This is a genomic window from Flavobacterium sp. AG291, assembly GCF_003350375.1.
GTDB lineage: Bacteria > Bacteroidota > Bacteroidia > Flavobacteriales > Flavobacteriaceae > Flavobacterium > Flavobacterium suzhouense.
Genome location: NZ_QQAR01000001.1, coordinates 408171 through 430873, shown reverse-complemented (window position 1 = coordinate 430873; position 22703 = coordinate 408171). Strand labels below are relative to the sequence as shown.

The 22703-nt window shown below is 37.9% G+C and carries 20 protein-coding genes and 1 pseudogene; 13 read left to right on the top strand and 8 right to left on the bottom strand.

What is annotated here, in order from left to right; all coding sequences use genetic code 11:
* Together DEU42_RS17405 and DEU42_RS17400 are read right to left on the bottom strand one after the other, a co-directional pair.
* Window positions 1–1845 (bottom strand): annotated as a pseudogene (locus DEU42_RS17405) (hypothetical protein); the annotation flags it as partial.
* 131 nt (window positions 1846–1976) lie between these two features.
* Window positions 1977–2132 carry a hypothetical protein gene (locus DEU42_RS17400; RefSeq protein WP_158537842.1) on the bottom strand — a complete coding sequence of 52 codons (156 nt, stop codon included), beginning with the start codon at window positions 2130–2132 and terminating at the stop codon, window positions 1977–1979.
* 567 nt (window positions 2133–2699) lie between these two features.
* Here DEU42_RS17400 and DEU42_RS01980 point away from each other — a divergent pair.
* Complete coding sequence (locus DEU42_RS01980) at window positions 2700–5708, top strand: sensor histidine kinase (protein WP_114756593.1); 3009 nt, start codon at window positions 2700–2702, stop codon at window positions 5706–5708.
* Here the strand turns inward: DEU42_RS01980 and DEU42_RS01975 are convergent.
* Window positions 5705–6310, bottom strand: coding sequence for a response regulator transcription factor (locus tag DEU42_RS01975; protein ID WP_114756592.1), 606 nt, complete (start codon window positions 6308–6310; stop codon window positions 5705–5707). The genes DEU42_RS01980 and DEU42_RS01975 overlap by 4 nt on opposite strands.
* Window positions 6311–6504: 194 nt before the next feature.
* Here DEU42_RS01975 and DEU42_RS01970 point away from each other — a divergent pair, with 194 nt between their 5' ends.
* The 9 genes from DEU42_RS01970 (at window position 6505) to DEU42_RS01930 (ending at window position 15464) form a co-directional block, all read left to right on the top strand.
* Window positions 6505–7083, top strand: coding sequence for a hypothetical protein (locus DEU42_RS01970; RefSeq protein ID WP_114756591.1), 579 nt, complete (start codon window positions 6505–6507; stop codon window positions 7081–7083).
* A gap of 79 nt (window positions 7084–7162) precedes the next feature.
* The gene (locus DEU42_RS01965) at window positions 7163–8044 is read left to right on the top strand and encodes an SDR family oxidoreductase (protein WP_199509029.1); all 882 of its coding nucleotides are present in this window, start codon (window positions 7163–7165) and stop codon (window positions 8042–8044) included.
* A 234-nt stretch (window positions 8045–8278) separates the two neighbouring features.
* The gene (locus DEU42_RS01960) at window positions 8279–10090 is read left to right on the top strand and encodes a T9SS type A sorting domain-containing protein (protein WP_114756590.1); all 1812 of its coding nucleotides are present in this window, start codon (window positions 8279–8281) and stop codon (window positions 10088–10090) included.
* A gap of 136 nt (window positions 10091–10226) precedes the next feature.
* A complete protein-coding gene (locus tag DEU42_RS01955) occupies window positions 10227–11003 on the top strand; it encodes a ParA family protein (protein ID WP_114756589.1) in 777 nt (258 codons plus the stop codon).
* 4 nt (window positions 11004–11007) lie between these two features.
* Window positions 11008–11907 carry a ParB/RepB/Spo0J family partition protein gene (locus tag DEU42_RS01950; protein ID WP_114756588.1) on the top strand — a complete coding sequence of 300 codons (900 nt, stop codon included), beginning with the start codon at window positions 11008–11010 and terminating at the stop codon, window positions 11905–11907.
* Window positions 11907–12482: a DUF5683 domain-containing protein gene (locus DEU42_RS01945; protein ID WP_233506597.1), complete on the top strand. Its 576-nt coding sequence runs from the start codon at window positions 11907–11909 to the stop codon at window positions 12480–12482. Before DEU42_RS01950 ends, DEU42_RS01945 begins: the two co-directional genes overlap by 1 nt.
* A 3-nt stretch (window positions 12483–12485) precedes the next feature.
* The gene (gene dapB, locus DEU42_RS01940; RefSeq protein WP_114756587.1) at window positions 12486–13184 is read left to right on the top strand and encodes a 4-hydroxy-tetrahydrodipicolinate reductase; all 699 of its coding nucleotides are present in this window, start codon (window positions 12486–12488) and stop codon (window positions 13182–13184) included.
* A 47-nt stretch (window positions 13185–13231) separates the two neighbouring features.
* Entirely contained in the window at window positions 13232–14758 is a 1527-nt protein-coding gene (gene lepB / locus DEU42_RS01935; protein WP_114756586.1) for a signal peptidase I, read from the top strand.
* A gap of 94 nt (window positions 14759–14852) precedes the next feature.
* A complete protein-coding gene (locus DEU42_RS01930) occupies window positions 14853–15464 on the top strand; it encodes a WbqC family protein (RefSeq protein WP_114756585.1) in 612 nt (203 codons plus the stop codon).
* Here DEU42_RS01930 and DEU42_RS01925 read toward each other — a convergent pair whose 3' ends face one another.
* Genes DEU42_RS01925 through mutL form a run of 4 tightly spaced genes read right to left on the bottom strand, consistent with a single transcriptional unit; the run spans window position 15465 to window position 20137 of the window.
* The gene (locus DEU42_RS01925) at window positions 15465–16499 is read right to left on the bottom strand and encodes an endonuclease/exonuclease/phosphatase family protein (RefSeq protein ID WP_114756584.1); all 1035 of its coding nucleotides are present in this window, start codon (window positions 16497–16499) and stop codon (window positions 15465–15467) included.
* Between the two features lie 27 nt (window positions 16500–16526).
* Window positions 16527–17429 carry a rhomboid family protein gene (locus tag DEU42_RS01920; RefSeq protein ID WP_199509028.1) on the bottom strand — a complete coding sequence of 301 codons (903 nt, stop codon included), beginning with the start codon at window positions 17427–17429 and terminating at the stop codon, window positions 16527–16529.
* A gap of 3 nt (window positions 17430–17432) precedes the next feature.
* Complete coding sequence (locus DEU42_RS01915) at window positions 17433–18239, bottom strand: rhomboid family intramembrane serine protease (protein ID WP_114756583.1); 807 nt, start codon at window positions 18237–18239, stop codon at window positions 17433–17435.
* Complete coding sequence (mutL, locus tag DEU42_RS01910; protein ID WP_114756582.1) at window positions 18236–20137, bottom strand: DNA mismatch repair endonuclease MutL; 1902 nt, start codon at window positions 20135–20137, stop codon at window positions 18236–18238. The genes DEU42_RS01915 and mutL overlap by 4 nt, the downstream gene beginning before the upstream one ends.
* A gap of 138 nt (window positions 20138–20275) precedes the next feature.
* Here mutL and DEU42_RS01905 point away from each other — a divergent pair, with 138 nt between their 5' ends.
* The 3 genes from DEU42_RS01905 to DEU42_RS01895 all read left to right on the top strand — a co-directional run bounded on the left by DEU42_RS01905 (window position 20276) and on the right by DEU42_RS01895 (window position 22320).
* Entirely contained in the window at window positions 20276–21286 is a 1011-nt protein-coding gene (locus DEU42_RS01905; RefSeq protein ID WP_114756581.1) for an acyltransferase, read from the top strand.
* A 31-nt stretch (window positions 21287–21317) separates the two neighbouring features.
* Window positions 21318–21707, top strand: a complete 390-nt coding sequence (locus tag DEU42_RS01900) for a hypothetical protein (RefSeq protein WP_114756580.1) — start codon at window positions 21318–21320, stop codon at window positions 21705–21707.
* A gap of 94 nt (window positions 21708–21801) precedes the next feature.
* Window positions 21802–22320 (top strand): hypothetical protein, encoded by a 519-nt coding sequence (locus DEU42_RS01895; protein WP_114756579.1) that lies wholly within the window; start codon window positions 21802–21804, stop codon window positions 22318–22320.
* Between the two features lie 73 nt (window positions 22321–22393).
* Here the strand turns inward: DEU42_RS01895 and DEU42_RS01890 are convergent, their stop codons facing one another.
* Window positions 22394–22702 (bottom strand): DUF3467 domain-containing protein, encoded by a 309-nt coding sequence (locus DEU42_RS01890; protein ID WP_114756578.1) that lies wholly within the window; start codon window positions 22700–22702, stop codon window positions 22394–22396.
* Window position 22703: the final 1 nt, after the last annotated feature.

Below are 22703 nucleotides of genomic sequence, written 5' to 3'. Positions count from 1 at the left end.
AGTAAATGTACCGTTTCCGTTATCTGTTGTACTAGCAATACCCTTTCCATCAGCTCCCGTTGCTCCTTGAGGACCGGCAACACCATCGTTTCCTGTAGCTCCTTGTGGACCCTGGATACCTTGTGTTCCGGTTGCGCCTTGTGGACCTGTCAGGTTTGAAGTAGTGAAAGAAGTACCGTCTGTATAATTGATCGTAAATGTACCGTTACCATTATCAACTGTGCTTGCAATACCTTTCCCGTCAGCTCCTGTTGCTCCCTGAGGACCAGCAACACCATCGTTTCCTGTAGCTCCTTGTGGACCCTGGATACCTTGTGTTCCTGTTGCGCCTTGTGGACCTGTTAGATTTGAAGTAGTGAAAGAAGTACCGTCTGTATAATTGATCGTAAATGTACCGTTTCCGTTATCTGTTGTACTAGCAATACCCTTTCCATCAGCTCCCGTTGCTCCTTGAGGACCGGCAACACCATCGTTTCCTGTAGCTCCTTGTGGACCCTGGATACCTTGTGTTCCGGTTGCGCCTTGTGGACCTGTCAGGTTTGAAGTAGTGAAAGAAGTACCGTCTGTATAGTTGATCGTGAATGTACCGTTACCATTATCAACTGTAGTTGCAATACCTTTTCCATCAGCTCCCGTTGCTCCCTGAGGACCAGCAACACCATCGTTTCCGGTTGCTCCTTGTGGACCCTGGATACCTTGTGTTCCTGTTGCTCCCTGAGGACCTGTCAGGTTTGAAGTGGTAAACGAAGTACCGTCTGTAAAGTTGATCGTGAATGTACCATTTCCGTTATCTGTTGTACTTACAATACCTTTTCCGTCTGCTCCTGTGGCTCCCTGAGCTCCTGTTGCTCCGGTTAGGTTTGAAGTAGTGAATGAAGTACCGTCAGTATAGTTAATAGTAAATGTACCGTTTCCATTATCTGTTGTACTTGTAATACCTTTTCCATCGGCTCCTGTTGCTCCGGCAACACCTTGTGCACCAGTAGCACCAACAGGTCCCTGAGGACCTAATAAACTTGTTGTTGTAAATGATGTACCGTTAGTATAATTTATAGTGAATGTACCGTCTCCATTGTCAACCGTACTTGCAATACCAACTCCCGGGGCAGCTGCAGGACCAGCCTGTCCTTGAGGACCCTGAGGACCAGTTAGATTTGAAGTTGTAAACGAAGTACCATCAGTATAATTGATTGTAAATGTACCATCTCCATTATCAACTGTGCTTGCAATACCAACACCTTGTGTACCTCCTGCCAGATTAATCGTAGTAGCTACACCAGCCTCATTAGTAAAAGTTACAGTTCCGTTGCCATTATCAACTAAAGTAGTAACAGTTTCGGAAGCTTTAACAACCGCATCAAGATCTATAACTGTATTAAATCCGTTCTCTGCTGTATAAGTCAAAGTTTTAGCCGTTGGGTTATAAACAAGAAAAGTCAGGGTTTGATTACCCGGAACATCAATTGTAGTAACTGACCCATCAGGATTAGTATAGGTATATGTACCATTACCATTATCGATAATAGGCTGTGCAGAATCACCCTGACCTGCATCTCCGTCAGACAAAAGCCTGTACCACTTATTAACGTACCAATAATAATAACCAGGTTTGATTTGGCTATTAGAGGTAATGTTATACACCAATAAACTCTGCACGTTACCATTGGTAATAGTCGTAGTATCGGTGGTACTGGTTAACTGAACCTGAGGTATTAAAACACCTTTATCGCCAGAAACAATTTGTAACTGGGCAGAAGGATTAGGTGTTGTAGTACCTATACCTACCTGGGCGTTGGCTGTGTAAACACCCAAGAGTATCAATAATACAGGTAATAGTCTTTTCATTGTAAATAGAATTTAATATTTGGGGGTATGCTAAATTTATTTTTATCATTTAAAGCCCGGGGGTTGCAACAATTTGCATCCCTCAGAACCTAATAACAAAAAACTGCCCTTGTGTAAAAAATCCCTCAGTACTAGATATAGCGAACTATATCAGCATACCATTGATAAGACTCTAAAACCGATGAAGAACCACCGGCGACAATTGAAGTAGAAGCAGGAACAAAAAAAGCCTCACCCGTCGCAGCCGTGTTGGCAGGGTAAAGCTCAATGCTCTTAAATAGAGCCATTCCTCCTTTATTCGAGATTGAAATAAAGAGTAATAAAAATAGAATAGTATACTTTGGGGGCAGCTTACTGTTCATTTTAATTATTAATTATGGTGCAAAGATGCGAAAAAAACTTAATTAAACGTTAAACTCAATCGGGTTTTTGACTCAATATGAGCTGGTTTAGCATAGATAAAATATAGACAAACCCTTATTTGCCTACCATACTAAACTGACACAAATGTATGATATACAAGAGGAAACAGCAAAAAAACACGGTAAACACATACTATATATCGGTAAACGGAGTATTGACAAACCTAAACCTGCAAAAATCACTTAAAATCGAATTATTCTCATAAATTTCGGATTAAAAAAGCTCTTAACCGGAATTAACGAACAACAAATTAAGGCCTAATTCACTTACAAATTACATGTCAGTTTAGCTTAAAACTATCAATTCAGTTTAAAAAAATCAAAAAAACTCTGATACAGTAATTTCAAACTTTAATCCCAATTAATACTTTTATGAACTTTTCATACAATTTCGAACAGTCTTTAGTATATTTGACGCACAAGCCTTGACCAATGAAGCTTTTTTGTAATTATATCTTAAAACTACTCCTTTTGCTGCTATTTAGCCAGCAAATGACATCGCAGCAAAACTACAATTACCAATGGTTTTCTGCAGACAGCAAACATTTACCTCAAAATAGTGTAAAATCAATTACCGCTGACAAGTATGGATATATCTGGCTCTCTACTGAAAACGGAATTGTAAGGTATGATGGTCAAAACTTTAACATCTATAATTCTGAGAATACTAAGGGACTTTCTTCCAACAGGATGTTGCTATTTACCGGCAGTGTTGCAAAAGACAGCATAATCATACTCAACGAAAGATCGGAAACACTTTTGATTCATGAAAGAGCCGTGAAAAACATGGATACCATAAAGTATCGCAAAAAACTGTATACACTATTAAGCAGAGATGCTTACTTTCAGGATTATTATAAGCAAAGACAAAAACCTCTTGCTATTTCTGTGAAGGACAGAACCTATATTTTCACACAGGATAGCGTTAGCATTTACAACTCAAATTACAAGCTGACTCAGCAAAAAAAGCATATCTTTAATCAATCTGATAAATTTTTTGTAAGCTCGGGTGACCTGTATATCGTTAATGAAAAAAATGAATATTCTTTATTTTCTGAAATAAACAAAAGCTTTCAAAAGTTTGGGTACGACTTCACTAAAAAAATTGAAATCTTCTCTAATAATATTGCCCAACAAGCCTTCCTGTTCTCTGATGATAAATTGTTTTACCTTAGAAAAACAAATGATCATCTTGTAAAAGAATTGATTTTTGAGGGCTTTAACTATAAAGCCAACAACATTGTTTCTGCTTATTACGATGAAAAAAATGAGGTCTTATATCTTGGCAGTAGCAACAAAGGGCTTCTCGTTGTAAAACGTAACGATTTCCGGCATAACATTGCTCCAAATGAAGAAAGTAATGGCAATAGCAATATTTACTATGCCTTAACGCAACTTGGAGACAATAAAATACTAACATCTACAGGAGAAATTTTTAGCGATAAAGGCGAAAAGTCAGCAATAGATATTGAAAAATATAGCGATAAGTTTGCAGTTCTTACTGATAAAAACGGTAATATCTGGACAAAAAAACTAAATTCAGTATACCGATTTACTAAAAAAAGTAACTTTAAAAAATTTAACACCTGGGACCTAAACCGTTCTGCAAGATGCATTGCCAAAGGAGCAAATGGAAACATTTACATAGGAGCATATAGCCAGGCAGATAAAGGCGCATTGTATACCATAAATCCTAATGAAGATTCACCTGCACCTCAACTTATTTCAAAAATTGATTTCCCACCAACTGAAATTGTAGAGGTAGACGGAAAAACACTATGGTGCGGATCATGGGAGGGACTCTACAAATTTAACCTTAATACAAAAAAAACCGAAAGAGTAAAAGAAATAAGCAGCACCACCCATGTTAGAAGCATTTATGCCTCCAGTCCTGGTGAAATATGGCTAGGCACTTATAATAATGGTTTCTTCCTTTACCGAAAGGGCAAATTTACGCATATGCCAAAAGACAGGTATGGTTACCTGCTTACAACACACTGCATTATTGAAGACAAAGAAGGTGTAATGTGGCTAACAACCAATAAAGGGCTTTTTGCCGCACAAAAACAGGACCTTTTTGACTATGCTGACAACAAGACAAAAACCGTTTACTATAATTTATACGATAAAAGCCTTGGGTTCCTTAATAACGAATTCAATGGTGGCTGTACACCTTGTGGCGTAAACGTGAACCAAAAAACTATATTTTTCCCTTCTATGGATGGGATTGTGTACTTTAATCCTTTGAGTGTTCACAAGAGATTGCCCGACAGTGGTATTTATCTTGATGAAATAGAGGTTGATTCAACTACTTACGCTTATAATAATTCCAAATTTGTATTTGACAGGCATTTTGGGAAAATCAAATTTTTCATCAGCAGTCCATTCTTCGGGAATGCTTATAATAAAAATATTGAAACCAGGCTTGAAGGTCCTGTTGTTCAGAACTGGACACCTATGACCGAAACCAATGTATCTTTCTCTACTTTACCTCCGGGGGAATATACCTTAAAAATTCGCAAATTATCCGGATTTGGATCAAAGTACATTTACAAAGACATACAATTCAGCATAACACCAGCTTTTTGGCAAACAGGCTGGTTTACCGTTGTACTTGTTGCTTTGGGGCTACTTGTAATATACTTATCTGTGAAACTTAGGATTCGTTACATCAAACATAAGAACATACAGCTTGAAAAACAGGTGGTACTACGAACTGAACAGTTACAATCTACTGTTTTGACGTTGAGAAAAACAAAAGAAGACCTTAGTGTACAGGTAAAAAACCACAAAAATCTTATAAAGACTATAACACATGATATAAAGAGTCCCCTAAAGTTTATAGCTCTTACCGGGAAATACCTGTATAATAATCTGGAAAAGACAGGATCAGTGGAAAAAGAGGATGTAAAAGCTATACATACCTCATCGACACAATTATATCATTTTGTTGACAATTTCCTGGAGTATGCAAAGGAAACTGATTTGAATAATACCGAATCGGAACCCTACTCTATCCGAAACCTTGCAGAGGAAAAAATAACATTCTTTAAAAACATAGCCACAGCTGCAAAAACAAAACTATACAATTATACCGACAGCAGCCTGTTCATTACAATTAACAGACACTTACTGTCGATAGTTTTACACAATCTCCTGGACAATGCTCTAAAGCATACTTTTGACGGAAGTATCACTATAACCTCATCACAAAAGGATAATGAATTATCTATTACTGTGACGGACACCGGTAAAGGGATGAGTGCTGAAATGGTGAATTTTTACAACAATCTTGCACAGGGAAATAAGCCATCCGGAAAACCAACCGGAATGGGATTGCATATGATCATTGAACTTTTAGTTATCATTGGAGGAAGCCTGTATATAACTTCCTCCGAAAAAGGGACAACTATAACGATAAGCTTTATTCGACCAAATTAGTTTTTATAATGCCAGTATTTTTCTGCCATTGTTAAAACATTGGTCACTCCTAGTTTTTCAAATATCCTGCTTTTATAAGTACTCACTGTAGACATACCTATCCCTAACTTATTAGAGATTTCAAGGTTACCTTCACCTTTTACAAGCATACCGGCAATTTCAAGCTCTCTGGCCGAAAGTGTCTCTAAAGGATTTATAGATTTTACAGATGGAGCACCTAATGAATTCCCAAAAAACAGGCCTCCATCCAGTACTGCATTCACAGCCTGAAGAATTGTTTCTTCGGAGCTTAGTTTATTAACATAACCCTGAGCACCTGCCTGATAATAACGAAGACCGTACTGGTCTTCATCATAAGCCGAAAACATAAGTACTTTTAAATCACTCTGAAGCCCCCTTACATCAGCGATCATAGTATCTGTATCGCCTCCTGGTAAATTTATATCCAAAAGAAGTAAGTCGAACTCAATATCCTTAACAAGGTTCAGTGTTTCATAAAAACTGTCCGCTTGTTCAATTTCAAGACTATCAAAAGCGTCTCTTAACATTAAAGAGACACCTTGTCTTATTACACTGTGGTCATCAGCAAGTAAAATTTTCATTACGTTTCATTTAGTAGTTTAGCCGGCTGAAAGATAAAACACTTATTTTAAAACTTAAACAGTCTAAAAAAGAATATTTTCCGGGGTGCATATCTTTTTTTTTACAACACATTAACAGCCAGCGCATTTAATATTTTAGAAATAATAGCTAAATTTATAAATAAATACTCATTTAGAGTCTAAAAGCAGTGATTATGAAACCATTTAAACTTATTTTAAGGATTGTAATGGCATTATTCATCACAAACTTACCGGCACAATCACTTGTAAAATGTAACAACAATATGGCATATTGGATAATACCTGACAATGATTTATTGTATGCTATAGCACTAAAAGGCGATGTAGACTTAAGCGAAAACCCCGATATTATTAATATTAACGAAACGGCTCTTCAGTATATCTTACTTGACAAATCGAACTATTTAGACAAGAAAAATGATGACGAACCCCTATTATTAAGATACATAGCAACTGAACAGGAACATCTCCGAAACATTTTTGCAACCCGTTCTCTTCTTATTACCAGTGAAATTATACTCCTGCCCGCATTAGGCAAAAAGGCAGTGTTTTGGAGTTTTGATTTACCGGAAGGTAAAAACAGTGAAGTAGTTTCACAGCTCTTTTTAAACATTGTATCAGAAGGTAATATATTAGGCCTTGGCACTCCCCTTTTTACAGACTCTGATTTTAGTGAAGCAAAGAAACTATTAATTGATGCACTCGAGACTTTGCATACAATACCAAACACTGAATCATTATGTCAGGAATAATACTTTACACCAAATATATTTATGTATGCATACTTTTTTATATATTTAATTTCTCAAACAAACACTTACAATACAAACTATGGCTTATACAGATAAGATGCTTCGCGATAATGCATTGCAGGACAAAATAATTGTGGTTACCGGTGGAGGCAGCGGCCTTGGTAAATCGATGACCAAATACTTTATGGAACTCGGTGCTAAGGTTGCCATTACTTCCCGCGATCTTGAAAAACTTAAAACAACCGCACAGGAACTGGAAGCAGAAACAGGAGGTAAATGTCTGGCCGTACAGTGCGACGTACGTCATTATGAAGAAGTAGAAAATATGCTTCAGGCCGTATTAAAAGAATATGGCAGGGTTGACGTTTTGCTTAACAATGCAGCGGGTAACTTTATTTCACCTACAGAACGTTTATCTGCCAATGCTTTTGATACCGTTATAGACATCGTGCTTAAAGGCTCAAAAAACTGTACCCTTGCATTCGGGAAACACTGGATAGATACTAAACAGGAAAAATCGACCATCCTTAATATAGTAACTACTTATGCATGGACAGGGTCTGCCTATGTAGTGCCAAGTGCTACCGCCAAAGCCGGAGTACTGGCAATGACACGAAGCCTGGCTGTAGAATGGGCCAAATACGGCATCCGATCAAATGCGATTGCACCGGGCCCCTTTCCTACTAAAGGTGCCTGGGACAGGTTATTGCCCGGTGACCTGAAAGATAAATTTGACCTGGCTAAAAAAGTACCGTTAAAACGTGTAGGCGATCATCAGGAATTGGCTAACATTGCAGCTTACCTTGTTTCAGATTTCTCTGCCTATGTAAACGGTGAAGTGATAACTATTGATGGCGGAGAATGGCTTAAAGGCGCAGGGCAATTCAATTTACTTGAGGCCATCCCCGAAGAAATGTGGGATATGCTTGAGGCCATGATTAAAGCGAAAAAAAATAAATAAACAGATATTTCTGAATTTTAAAAAGCTCCTGATTTAAGATCAGGAGCTTTTTTTATGCAATTCTATGAACTTCATATTTAAACACCTCTTTTTTCATCCTCTATTCAAACAATATCCCGGGTTTTTAACAATAACATACTTATAAAAAATCAAATCATTTATTTAGACTTAGTTTAAATAAATTTATATATTTGCGACGTAAATTATTTTTAATAAATCTAAATAAAATATCAAATGAAAAAAAATCTACTCCTGGTAGCTGCTCTTTTCGCCGGTATCGCTTCTTATGCACAATGTGAAGCAGTAGCAACACTAAATGAAGACTTTGTTGATTTTACAATTACTAGTAATTCAGCTCAGGCATTCCCACAACAATGTTGGAGTTCTATAGGTGCAGCAGCACAAGGCCCATGGATTTATACAGCCGAAGCAGGAACACCTTCAAACCAATATGCTGTTTATTACACGCACATGACAGGAGCTAACGTAGCGGGTTACATCATTGCCCCTGAATTAATTACAGTTGATGGAACTCACCAGCTTTCTTTCGACACCTTCAAACCTGCAGGACAAGGAGGACAAACGCCAACAGGTGTTGTTACTGTTGAAGTAGGATTAGTATCAAGCCCAACTGACGCTACAGATTTTGAAGCGATTGGTTCTGCTTACACTATCGCAGCAGAACTTACAACACATGCTAACATTGTAATCCCAGCATCAGAAACAAAAAAATACATAGCATTTAAGTTCTTATCAGCAGATGCTTTCAATGCAGCGGCTTTGGATAACGTAGTTTACAACGAAATTCCAAACCCATGCCCTGCTGTTACAACTCTTGATGAGGATTTCAGCAACTTTACACCATCTTTTAATGCTATCAGCGAATATTGCTGGTCATCTACATCATCACCTCTTGTTTACACTACTGCAAGTCAGGACCAAACAAATCAATATGCTGCCTATTATAACATGACAGCAGCAGGTGCAGCAGGCTACCTTGTGACTCCTGAACTTTCTACAATTGACGGTAATCATGAACTTTCGTTCGATACTTTCAAACTGGCAGGTCAAAACGGTTTCCCAGCAGGAGACATGACTGTACAGGTCGGTACTCTAGCTACTGCGGGTGATTTTGAAAACTTTGTTGCTGTTGGCGAACCATTCGTTGTAACTGAAACTTCTGAAACACATGCCAATATTGCAATCCCTGCATCAGAAACTCAAAAATTCATTGCTTTCAAAATTATCGGTACAGGTACGCACAATGCAGTTGCTATCGATAACGTAAAATGGTCTGAGGTAACGGCAACCCCATGTGCTGCTGTTGCAACGCTTAACGAAGACTTCAACTCATTTACAGATGTTAACGAAAATTGTTGGTCAACAATAACTAATGGAGCAATGCTCTACATAGACGGAGCAGAAAACGAAAACTTTGTAACTTTTTATGCTTCAGGAGCTCCAAATACAGATTCATTTCTAATAAGCCCGGAACTTACATCACTTGGCGGAAGCTACAGCTTATCTTTTGATTCAGACAGAGTAGTTATGGGCGCAGGTCCAGCACCTGGTGAAGTTACTATCCAGTTAGGAACCTTTAGCGATAATACTGACGCTACAACATTCGTTGCTTCCGGAGATCCAATCATCATAGCTGATGAATTAACTAACCATACTAATATAGCTATAACAGCTACTGAGGGCCAAAAATATATTGGATTCAAAATTATTGGAAGCATAGCTCACACAGCTGCACTAATTGACAATGTAAAATGGTCTGAAGCAGTAGCAGGTATTAACGACCTTAACAAAACTACATTCGGCATTTTCCCTAACCCATCAGTAGACGGAAACGTAACTATCAACAATAATCTTGAGGCAAACGGTACAGTTAATGTGTTTACTCTTACAGGTGCTAACGTATTCTCTTCTATATTAAATCAGGGAACTCAAAACCTAAACCTTTCTGGTCTTTCAGCTGGTATGTATATCGTAAAAGTTGAATCAGGAAATTATTCTGAGTCTAAAAAACTAATCATCAAATAAGTCATAGATTCGCCAGTCTTATACCAAAAGCCCCGCGTAAAAAAGCGGGGCTTTTATATTTGTCTAATGTTAACAAATTCCGTTTTCATAAACCATAAATAATTGTATTTTTACGGTTCAAAATTTACAATCACAAATGGGTAAGATTATTGCCATTGCCAACCAAAAAGGGGGCGTAGGAAAAACAACTACTTCTGTAAATCTGGCCGCTGCGCTGGGTGTACTTGAAAAAAAAGTATTACTTATAGATGCTGACCCTCAGGCTAATGCCAGTTCGGGACTGGGTATTGATGTAGAAACCGTAGAAAAAGGCACCTACCAGATACTGGAACATAGCAATACTCCGGAAGAAGCGACGCTGGAATGCAACTCGCCAAATGTATGGGTAATTCCTGCGCATATTGACCTTGTAGCTATCGAAATTGAATTAGTAGACAAAGAAAACAGGGAATATATGCTTAAACAGGCATTAGAAAGTGTTAAGGATAAATATGATTATATCCTTATCGACTGTGCTCCTTCATTAGGTTTGCTTACCCTTAATGCCCTGACAGCAGCAGATTCTGTTGTTATCCCTATCCAGTGCGAATATTTCGCCCTTGAAGGTCTTGGAAAGTTATTGAACACGATAAAAAGCGTACAAAAAATACACAACCCTCAACTTGACATCGAAGGATTGCTGTTGACTATGTATGATTCCCGCCTTCGCCTGTCTAACCAGGTGGTGGAGGAAGTACAAAAGCACTTCCATGATATGGTTTTCGATACCGTGATACAACGTAATGTAAAACTTAGTGAGGCACCAAGTTTTGGTGAAAGCATTATCAATTATGACGCAACGAGCAAAGGTGCTGTAAATTACATTAACCTTGCAGAAGAAATTATAAAGAAAAACACAGTAGTACAAGAGTAGGTTTATGACAAAAGCAATTAAAAAACAAGCACTGGGCAGGGGTTTATCAGCATTATTAAAAGATCCGGACAACGATATCAAATCGGTTGAGGATGCAGGTGCTGATAAAGTTGTAGGTAATATCATTGAGCTTGAACTTGATGCTATTGAAATAAATCCTTTCCAGCCCAGAACTAACTTTAACGAAGAAACGCTTAAGGAACTTAGCACTTCGATAAAAGAACTTGGTGTAATACAACCTATAACCGTAAGAAAACTGGATTACAACAAATACCAGTTAATTTCGGGAGAGCGACGTCTTCGCGCTTCGAAACTTGCAGGACTGGCTACTGTACCTGCTTATGTTCGTCTTGCAGACGATAACGAATCGCTGGTAATGGCTCTTGTTGAGAATATTCAGCGTCATGACCTTGACCCTATAGAAATAGCCCTTTCATACCAGAGGCTAATAGACGAGATACAGCTTACTCAGGAACAAATGAGTGACCGTGTAGGTAAAAAACGTTCTACAATCGCTAACTACCTGCGACTATTAAAGCTTGACCCAATAATCCAGACGGGAATCCGTGACGGATTTATCACCATGGGTCACGGCCGTGCCATCATCAATATCGAAGATCACGATGCTCAGGCTGATATTTACCAAAAGATTGTTAGCGGAAACCTATCGGTAAGAGAGACTGAAGCTTTGGTGAAAAATTACCATGAGAGCCTGTTGCCATCTACTGCGAAAGCAGTAAAAAGCAGTTCATTCACTGTACAGGATGACCAGAAAAAAGCTTTTACCGGATTTTTTGGCGCTAAAGTAGATGTAAAAGTAGATGCTAAAGGTAAAGGTAAGATTACTATACCTTTCCATTCAGAAGAAGACTTCAACAGAATCATTAAACTTATAAACGGTTAGTGAAGAAGCTGTCATTAATATTTATTTCTCTTTTATTGCTTTCCTCCTTTAATGCGCTGGCACAGGATGAAAAAGTACTTATAATAGAGAAAGATTCAACAAAACTTCCAAAAAGTTATCCGGCTCCTAACCCACTGGCTCCGGCTAAAGCCGCTTTCTATTCGGCTGTATTTCCCGGAGGCGGACAGATATACAACAAAAGGTACTGGAAAGCACCTATTGTATGGGGAGCTATGGGTACCAGCATATACTTTTATGCATGGAATAATAAAAAATATCACGAATACCGTGATGCTTACAAAGATTTGCTGCAAGGCAAAACACCCAAGGGAGAACTATCTGTAATTACCGATCCGGATAGGCTTGTCCGCGGTCAGAAATTCCACCAGAAGAACAGGGACCTTTCGGCGCTACTTACTGCCGGGTTTTATGTGCTGCAAATAGTTGAGGCTAACGTAAACGCACACCTAATGCAGTTTAATGTAAATGAAAACCTCTCGCTGCGTCCTGAAATGCAGCAAAACGACATAGATTACAAATATAATATGGGCTTTAAGCTCAGTTACCAATTTTAAAACATGAAAATCGCATTATTAGGCTACGGAAGAATGGGGAAAGTGATTGAAAGAATCGCTTTAGAAAGAGGACACGAAATTGTATTGAGAAAAAATGCCGAGGATACTTTTGACGGTCTTGAAAATGCCGATGTAGCCATCGATTTTAGTATTCCTGATGCTGCTGTAGAAAATATTTCTGCATGTCTTAACAACAATGTACCTGTAGTTTCAGGAACAACAGGCTGGCTGGAGCACTATCACAACATGGTTGAACTTTGTGAACAGAAACAAGGTGCTTTTATTTACGGATCTAACTTTAGCCTTGGTGTAAATATCTTTTTTGAACTGAATACCCATCTTGCCAAGATGATGAGTAACCTTAAGCAATATAAGGTTTCAATGAACGAAATACATCACCTTCAAAAGCTTGATGCTCCAAGCGGCACTGCTATTTCGCTTGCTAATGACATTATTGCCAACTCAGACTACTCGAGCTGGGCACTTGAAAACGCTAAAGAAGATGAAATTCATATTGATGCTATTCGCGAAGAAGGAATTCCTGGAACACACAGCGTTTTTTATGACTCCGAAGTAGATTCAATAGAAATTAAACATACTGCACACAGCCGCGAAGGGTTTGCCTTTGGTGCCGTTGTGGCCGCAGAATGGCTTTACGGTAAAAAAGGCATCTATACGATGAAAGATGTTTTAGGTTTGTAGTAACATTTTGCCAAGAAAGTATACATATATATAAAAACTTACAGACGATGACACTATTACAATGGTTTATTTTTTTCCTTGCTGTACAGGTAATACATTTTGCAGGCACATGGAAATTATATGAAAAAGCAGGCAGAAAACCCTGGGAAGCCGCAGTACCTGTATATAACGCGATGATTTTAATGCAAATCATCGGAAGGCCACGCTGGTGGACCATCCTGTTGTTCATACCTATTGTAAACCTGATCATGTTTCCTGTTGTATGGGTACTTACCCTAAAAGCATTTGGTAAAAAAACATCAACAGATGCTATCATTGGTATTGTTACGCTTGGACTATATATTTATGCGTTAAACTATAGCGGCACAGCACAATATACTCCTGAAGAAGAGAAAAAGGACAGTACGTTAAGTTCGTTACTGTTTGCTGTAGTTGTTGCAACTATTGTACATACTTATGTTATGCAGCCATTTACCATTCCTACTTCTTCTTTGGAAAAAACGCTATTAGTAGGTGACTTCCTTTTTGTAAGCAAATTCAATTATGGTGCCCGTACACCTATGACTACTATTGCGGCACCAATGGTACATGACTCTATACCATTGATCCATACAAAATCGTACTTCAATAAACCTCAGTTACCGTATTTCAGGTTTCCCGGCTTTGAAAAAGTTGAAAAGAATGATATTGTGGTATTCAACTGGCCTATAGATACTGTGAGATTCTTCAGGGATAAAAACAGTATTGGTATACGTAAGCCAATTGACAAAAAATCTAACTACGTAAAACGTTGTGTGGCAACACCCGGAGATAAATTTGAGCTAAAAGATGGCATCGTATTTATTGATGGTAAAGAACTTATACTTTCAGATAGGGCTAAACCACAATACTCTTATTTTGTATATGTAGACAGAGGTACTCAGATCAACGAAATGTACCTTCAGAAAGAATTGGATATTACTGACGGTCATGGCTTAGTTAATGACAGTACTTATGTATTCATTTCGCTTACCAAAGACAGTGCGGAAAGACTTAAAAGCTATCCGGGCGTAAAGGCAGTGACAAGACGTGTTGCAAAAGCAGGTGACGAAGGAACAGCTTTATTCCCTCATAATCAGCCAACATGGACTGTAGACAATATAGGACCTATTACAATCCCTCAAAAAGGTAAAACGGTTGAACTGAACAAGGAAACACTTCCTCTGTACAAAATGATTATTAAAGAATATGAGAATAATGAGCTTACTGTAAATGGTGATGATATACGTATCAATGGTCAGGTGGCAACTTCTTATACTTTTAAGCAGAATTACTACTGGATGATGGGAGATAACCGTCATAATTCAGAAGACAGCCGCTACTGGGGATTTGTACCTGAAGACCATATTGTTGGAAAACCGGTGTTTATCTGGATGAGCTTAGATGGTAAAATGAAACCGCGTTGGGAAAGATTCTTTACTACTGTAGGTGGTGATGGCGAACCGGTATCCTACCTTAAATATTTCCTGATTGCTCTGGCAGTATGGTTTGTTGGAAGCTACTTTTGGAAAAAAAGGAAAGAGAAGGAAGCGTAATTAAATTTGAAAATTATTCAATTTGAAGATTTGAAAATGATCACACAGGTCACTTTCAAATCTTCTTATTTTAATCAAATAACCGAATAACCAAATGAACATATTAATCCACCCTACATATTTCCCTTCAATTAGTCATTTTGTAGCAATGGCGAAAGCTGATGCTATAACTTTTGAAGTTGAGGATAACTTTCAGAAGCAAACAAACCGTAACAGGATGTACATATACAGTCCTAATGGTATTCAGCTTTTGAACATCCCTGTAAAGCATTCCAAAACGGCACACCAAAAGTTTAAGGACACCCGTCTTGAACACGCATTCGATTGGCAAAAACAGCATTTTAAATCGCTTGAAGCCGCTTATAGGACTTCTCCCTTCTTCGAGTATTTTGAAGACGATATAAGGCCTATATTCGAGAAAAAGCACGAGTTTATGATGGATTTGAATTTTGAGGCTATGGAAATTGTTACCTCATGTTTGGGTATGGATTTTTCATACGAAAAGACAACAGAATATTTCCATGAAGTTGAGGGAGTAAATGACTTACGCCATTTGGCTAATGGCAAAAAAGACACCGCAAATTTTGAACCTTACACGCAAGTGTTTGAAGAAAAACATGACTTCATCAACAATCTGAGCATTCTTGATTTGTTGTTTAACGAAGGTCGCTATGCTATGGAGTATCTAAAGAATCAGGAACTCTAATTACTCTTCCTCTTCCTTAAAAGCAAGACGAGTCATTACCGGAAAATGATCTGAATAGGCAAAAGTATCAAAAGTGGTATACTGCTTAACGTCAATTTGCCTGTCAGTAAAAACATAGTCTATCCTTGCAGGATAATATTTGTAATTATAAGACTTACCAAAGCCTTTTCCGGCTTCTTCAAAGGCATCTTTCATTTTCCCTTTTACACTTCGGTAAACATAAGAAAAAGCACTGTTATTAAGATCTCCACAAATGATCATCGGATAAGTACAGTCTTTTTTATGTGCATCAAAAAGTTCTGCCTGCAATTGCTGCTTTTTAAATGCATCACTTAATCGTCCAAAAATAATCTTCGACTTTTCTTCATCAATGGTTTCGTGTATATCCGGACTTATTTTTACCGACTGCATATGCATACTGTAAACCCTTAGGGTATCTATTCCCTTTTTTATATCGGCAAATATTACATTATTACCTGAGTGAGGAAACTCAATATGACCGCTGTCGATAATAGGATATTTAGAAAGTATGGCCTGTCCCATCATGCCTGAGCGGCCAAAAATGAATTTGTGCTTATAACCGGGAAACTTTACATTACCACGCTTTGTATACTCCTGAAGGCAAACAATATCAGCATCCTGTTCCTTTACAAAATCTTTTATTTTTTGTGGAATATCGGTATCGGGAAGCCATTCATACAGATTGAACATCCTTACGTTATAACTTAGTAATTTAAAATCTGCCTTGTCCTCCGGCAGGTTCTTAGAAGAAAAACGGTAACATTTACTAACGAATGTAATCCCTAAAAGAAGAACCAGTCCGGAAAGAAGCATTTGGCGCTTGGTCTGTAGCAACCAGTACATAAAAAACAAAAAATTCAGTACAAGCATTAGCGGCATGACCAATGTAAATACAGAAAGTATAGGAAAAAGCTTTGGTGCCAGAAAAGGAAGTATATAGGCAATGAAGGTCAATACGGTCAAAACCATATTAAACACAAACATCATCTTATTGAATCCCGATAGCTTTTTCATAGTATACGCTTAACTCAAATCTACTTATTATTTACCAACTTTAAATAAAAATTCTTTTTCTTCTTTGGTTAAACTATCGTATCCCGACTTACTTATCTTATCAAGTATATCGTCAATTTGCTTTTGTGTAATATCTTTTTGAGGTTTTGCTGTTACACGCTGAGTAGGCGTAGGATTGCGATGCACTTCTCTAAATGGCGTTTTTTTACCCGGTTTAAATAAGTTGGTAAAAAAATCAAGCGCAGCCGATACACCTTTAGTAAGATCGGTACCGTTCTGCAGCATCTTTACATACAAAACCCCAAAGAGCGAACCGGCAAGATGTGCCAGGTGACCGCCTGAGTTCTCTACCGAAGCATAAATAAGATCCAGCAATACAAAAACAACCGCTATATGCCATAACTTAACCGTTCCTATTAGCAATAACCGCACTTCATATTGTGGGGAATAAACCGCCGTAGAAATAAGAATCGCCATAATAGCTGCCGAAGCACCAACCATTTTAGAAACTCCGCTACCGGCAAGCATAGGTAGTGTATTATAACTTAGTATGTACACAAGCCCTGCAAAGATTGCTGAAAGCAGGTAAACACCAAACAATTGCTTTTGAGTAAAGAAAGTAAGGAATAACCTTCCTGCAAAAACCAGCATTAGCATATTGAAAAGAATATGCATAAATCCTGCATGTAAAAATGCATAGGTTATAAGCGACCACGGCTTCCATAACAGATTTACAGGATCTGACGAAAGACTAAGCCAATCGATAGTAAATGGCATATCCCAACGTAGGAAAGGCACCTGCACTCCAAAAAGTGCAAGAATACTGAAAACTACCATTGGAATAGCAAAAAGCCCAACATTCCAATAAATAAGCTTCTGTACAATACCACCAATGCGGTATTCCATCTTTAGGTCATCTATGATACCCATATATTAATTCCAGCGATTATTATTAAATTGATTTTTGTTCCAGTACCACATCATGATAAAACCAATCAAAGCCCCGCCCAGATGGGCAAAATGAGCAATACCATCACCTCCGCCAAATATCGCCTGTCCTTTAAGTCCTAAAAATAAGTCGATGGCAAGTAGCCCCGGAACAAAATATTTAGCTTTAATGGGGATTGGTAAAAACAAAAGCATCAGTTCTGCATTAGGCACTATAAAGGCAAACGCTACAAGTATACCATAAATTGCACCAGAAGCACCTACCATGGGCAATTGGTTATTCAATGCTGCATCAAACAATATATGAAGTTCCGGTTGTCCAACATCTTTAACACCTCCCAATAAACCAGGCACCTCATTATTAAAAGCATCAACAAAAACACGACCATTTTCAAGTACTGGAATATTAATAATTTTATGTATTAAATCTGGAGACAAGTTAAGGTAGGATATTTGATGTAACATGTTCTGCATTTCAAGATAAGATATTCCTAAATGCAGTAAAGCCGCACCGACACCACATGAAACATAAAAGAAGATAAATTTCTTCGCTCCCCACATATTTTCTAAGAGCCCTCCAAAAGAAAACAATGCAAACATATTGAAAAGTATATGCATAATTCCACCATGCATAAACATATGAGTAAAAAGTTGCCAAACCTGAAACTTATCGCTTTGAAAAGAATGCAACGCAAGAAGATCCTGAGTCGGCGGCCCCACTAAATAACTTCCTACAAAAAATAAAATATTAATAATAATCAACTGTTTAACAGTCTCTGTAATACGCATCATATTGCAAATCGTTTATCAAGGTCTTCCACACTAATGGTGATGAAAGTTGGTTTATTAAAAGGTGATACATTAGGCTCTTTGCAGGCAAAAAGCGAATTGACCATATTTTCCTGTTCTTTTTCAGGCATAATTACACCCGTTTTAATCGCAAGACTGCGCGCCATCGACTTGGCAATGCTGTCAGTCTGGCTAAAACTGCTGTCAGGCACTTCCTGCTGAAGATCATTTAAAAGCTCCTCCAAAAGTATAGAAACCTCACTTTCAGCAACATTTACCGGAAGCCCAGATACAACTATATGGTCGTTATTAAACTCTGCAAAAACAAAGCCAGTATTCTCTAAAGCACCACGCATTTCCTGAATTAAAGCAAGTTCCGACATATTATAATATAACATTAACGGGAAAAGCAATTGCTGGCTTGCCGCATGGTGTACAGTAATGTTAGTCAGGAATTGTTCGTAAAGCACGCGTTGGTGCGCCCTCTTCTGGTCAATGATCAAAAGACCCGACTTAATAGGGCTTACGATATATTTTTTATGGATCTGATAGGTTTTCTGAACTGCCTGCTCTACTTCTGTATCATTGAAAAGCGAGCCTGTAACTTCCTCCGATTCAAAGCTAATCTCATTTAAAGGTGTTATTTCTTCGGCAGCTTCTGTCAGCCCCGTATAAAGGCTTTCCCAAACAGGTGCTTTTTCTTTTTTGAATGAAGGTGTCCACCCTCCTCCACCTGAAGAAGAAAACGATGACGAAGATGATGATCCCGAATTGGTTTTAGCAGGTTTCTCATCGGCAAAAGGGTTATAGCTCCTGTCTACCTGAACCATCGGCATTACTGCCTCTTTACTTTCGTAATTGTAAGGCGTATCAAGGTTGGCATCACGGTCAAAATCAAGCACCGGAGCCACATTAAACTGACCCAGACTGTGTTTTATAGAAGAACGCAATATCGCATATAGCGCGTGCTCATCATCAAACTTAATTTCAGTCTTTGTTGGATGTATGTTGACATCTATAGTATTAGGTGGCACATCAAGATAAAGGAAATATCCCGGTTGTGAACCATCTTTCAGTAAGCCTTCATAGGCAGCCATCACCGCATGGTGCAGGTAACCGCTTTTGATAAATCGGTCGTTTACAAAAAAGAATTGCTCTCCCCTGTTCTTCTTAGCGAATTCAGGTTTGCATACAAATCCCTGTATATTTACGATCTCGGTACTTTCAGAAACCGGAACCAGCTTTTCATTAGTACGGCCTCCAAATATATTTACGATACGTTGGCGCTGATTAGACCCAGGCAGGTTGAACATCTCGCTGCCATTGTGGTACAGCATAAAGCCTATATTAGCGTGTGCCAAAGCTACACGCTCAAACTCGTCAACGATATGGCGAAACTCTACCGTATCGCTCTTAAGGAAGTTTCGGCGGGCCGGAATATTGAAAAACAGATTTTTGATTGAAAACGACGTTCCTTTTGGCAGCACGGCAACATCCTGGGAAACAAATTTACTTCCTTCGATAACGATGTGCGTACCCAGTTCGTCCTGTTCCTGGCGGGTTTTCATCTCCACATGGGCAACCGCAGCAATGGAAGCCAAAGCCTCTCCCCTAAACCCCTTTGTATGCAGCGAAAATAAATCTTCAGCATGGCGAATTTTAGACGTAGCATGACGCTCAAAGCAAAGGCGGGAGTCGGTAACGCTCATGCCCTTTCCGTTGTCTATTACCTGAACTAAGGTTTTACCGGCATCCTTAACCACCAGTTTTACCTCAGTCGCGCCGGCATCGACGGCATTTTCAAGCAATTCCTTAACGATGGAAGCCGGCCTTTGCACCACCTCTCCGGCAGCTATCTGGTTGGCAACGTGGTCAGGAAGTAATTGAATGATACTGGACATGGGAAACGGAAAATAGTTTTAGTGAATAGCTTCAAAGTTAAGGAAATATTGTTGATGGGGAAAGAAGCTAATCGTGTTAATATGGCTAGTTTACTTAAAAAAAAGATTGTATGTTTAACCTCAGTAAAATAGATTATTATGAATAAAATAGAATGGGCTGAGAGTTTAAGAGTAATAGCAACTATTAGCGTAATATTATTGCACACTGCTGCACCGGGAGTTGTCAGCCTCGGATCTATTGACTTTTTTGACTGGAATATAGCTAATGCTTTCGATAGTGCTGTTAGGTTTTGTGTTCCAGTGTTTGTAATGATAACCGGAACTTTTCTATTAAATAAAGACTACGAAATAAAAGACCTGCTTACAAATAAGCTTTTTAAAATCTTCATCCCATTTCTGTTTTACAGCCTGATTTACATTATTTACACCTATGGTTGGCGAAGAATCTTCAACTTGGATATAGCAGATTTACCCATTCACATTCTTAGAAGCTTAGTAAACGGTAGTTATTACCATTTATGGTACATATATATGCTATTTGGCTTATATCTCATTACACCCATAATACGGGTTTACACCAAAAACGCTACAAAGGATAATTTAAAATACTTCATTATCCTTTGGTTTATCTTCAATACAATTTATAGCTATTCATTAAACTATTATATCCCAAATTTACAAATTTCCCTCTTTTTTAACTATACCGGATTTTATATCCTTGGTTACTATTTATCGAAACACAACACTTTTACAACTCTGCAGGGCTTGTCGATGTATCTAGTAGGTACAGCGATAACCATAGGAGGCATGTATTATTATGCCGTTAAGGAAAACAGACTAAACGAAATGTTTTATAGTTATCAAAGCCTGAATGTTATGCTACAAAGTATTGGCGTGTATGTTCTTGTATTTAAAACCGATATTAAAAACACTATACTTAAAAAATCAGTCAATTTAGTTTCGGCTCATAGTTTTACAATTTATCTGATACATGCATTACTGCTTACTATAATGGTAAAACGTGGTTTAACATGGAATTTTATTAATCCTGTTATTGGAATCGTAACGTCAACTATTGTATGCTTGCTACTAAGCCTCCTGATAAGCATAGTTATCAAAAAGATTCCTTTTATAAGGAGGTATCTATAGATAGTAGGATCTATAAACTTTAAATCCGACAATGAAAAAGATATATCTCTTATCACTATTAGGAATTTTAAATCTATCATGTAGTGAATCTTATCAGGAAATAGATCCTGAAAATTTTAATTCAAAAATTAAAGGACTCACCGATATAAAGACTCCTCAGGAACTGATAATTCTTTATAACAATTACCCAAAAAACGAAGCCAGGCCTCAATATGAAATCAGCACCATCACTAAAGATGTTATTTATGAAATCACATTGATTCATAACAATATCCCAGACGATTCATTGCTAAGCGAGAAGATAATTATGACTGCAAAAAAGAATAAAGAAGTTTCTTGGTCAGTTTTAAAAATTCTAAAGAACTGGAAATGTCATAACGACAGAGGCCATACTAATTGGGGAACAGAAATATGTAATTGATTTTTAGCAAGTAACACCATAATCAACCTAAAGCATAACAATACAAGCATTCATCTAACATAATTAGTTTTGTAACTTCATTTATATAAAATTCATGTCAAAAATTATACTCATCTTTGGAGGAATCACGTTTGTTATAGCCTATCCTTTTTTTGTGATAAAGTACTTCGAAACAAAGCCTGCATTACTTATGATATCGCATTACTGGCTAATTCCGACGACAATATTAATAACTATTTTTTTTCCAATACTTTATTTTAAAAAACTAAAGGGAGATCAGTCTGGAAAATCAAAAATAAGACGTATCAATGAAAGCTTTTGGAGTATTTTAGTCGGCGGTCTTTGTAGCATAGCTCTAATCAACGCTGTAATATATTCTATAATTATAACAACAAATACGTGGGTTATAAATCCGACAAAAGAACATATTAAAACTCCTGTTATAGAATATAAAACAGGTGTTACAAGTAAAGGAAGGAGGACATATGACATTAAATTTGTACAGCAAAATGACACAATCTCATTAGGGGTACGCCGCCCATATAGGGTAGGCGAGGTTTTTACCAAAACTATGAATCGTGGCCGATGGGGATTTTTATATTCTAAAGAATAATCTCTATAAAAGACAACTAAATATTTAACCAATAAAAAAACCCTTTCATTACTGAAAGGGTTTTCTATTTTTATTAAGCCTGTCCTGCAGGACCAAAGGTCAAAGGAATAGCGGGTTGTTCCGTATCGCTTATCTGGCCGTGAGTGGCTTCAAAGCGGTGGATATTCTCCCCTAGTGCCTTTAGCAGCCTTTTAGCATGCTGTGGCGTTAATACAATGCGGGATTTCACTTTAGCCTTAGGCACGCCCGGCATAATCGTTACGAAATCCACAACAAATTCAGAAGCAGAGTGGTTGATGATTGCAAGGTTACTGTATGTTCCCTCTGCTGTTTTCTCATCCAGCTCGATCTGAAGCTGTGCCTGATTATTTTGGTCACTCATT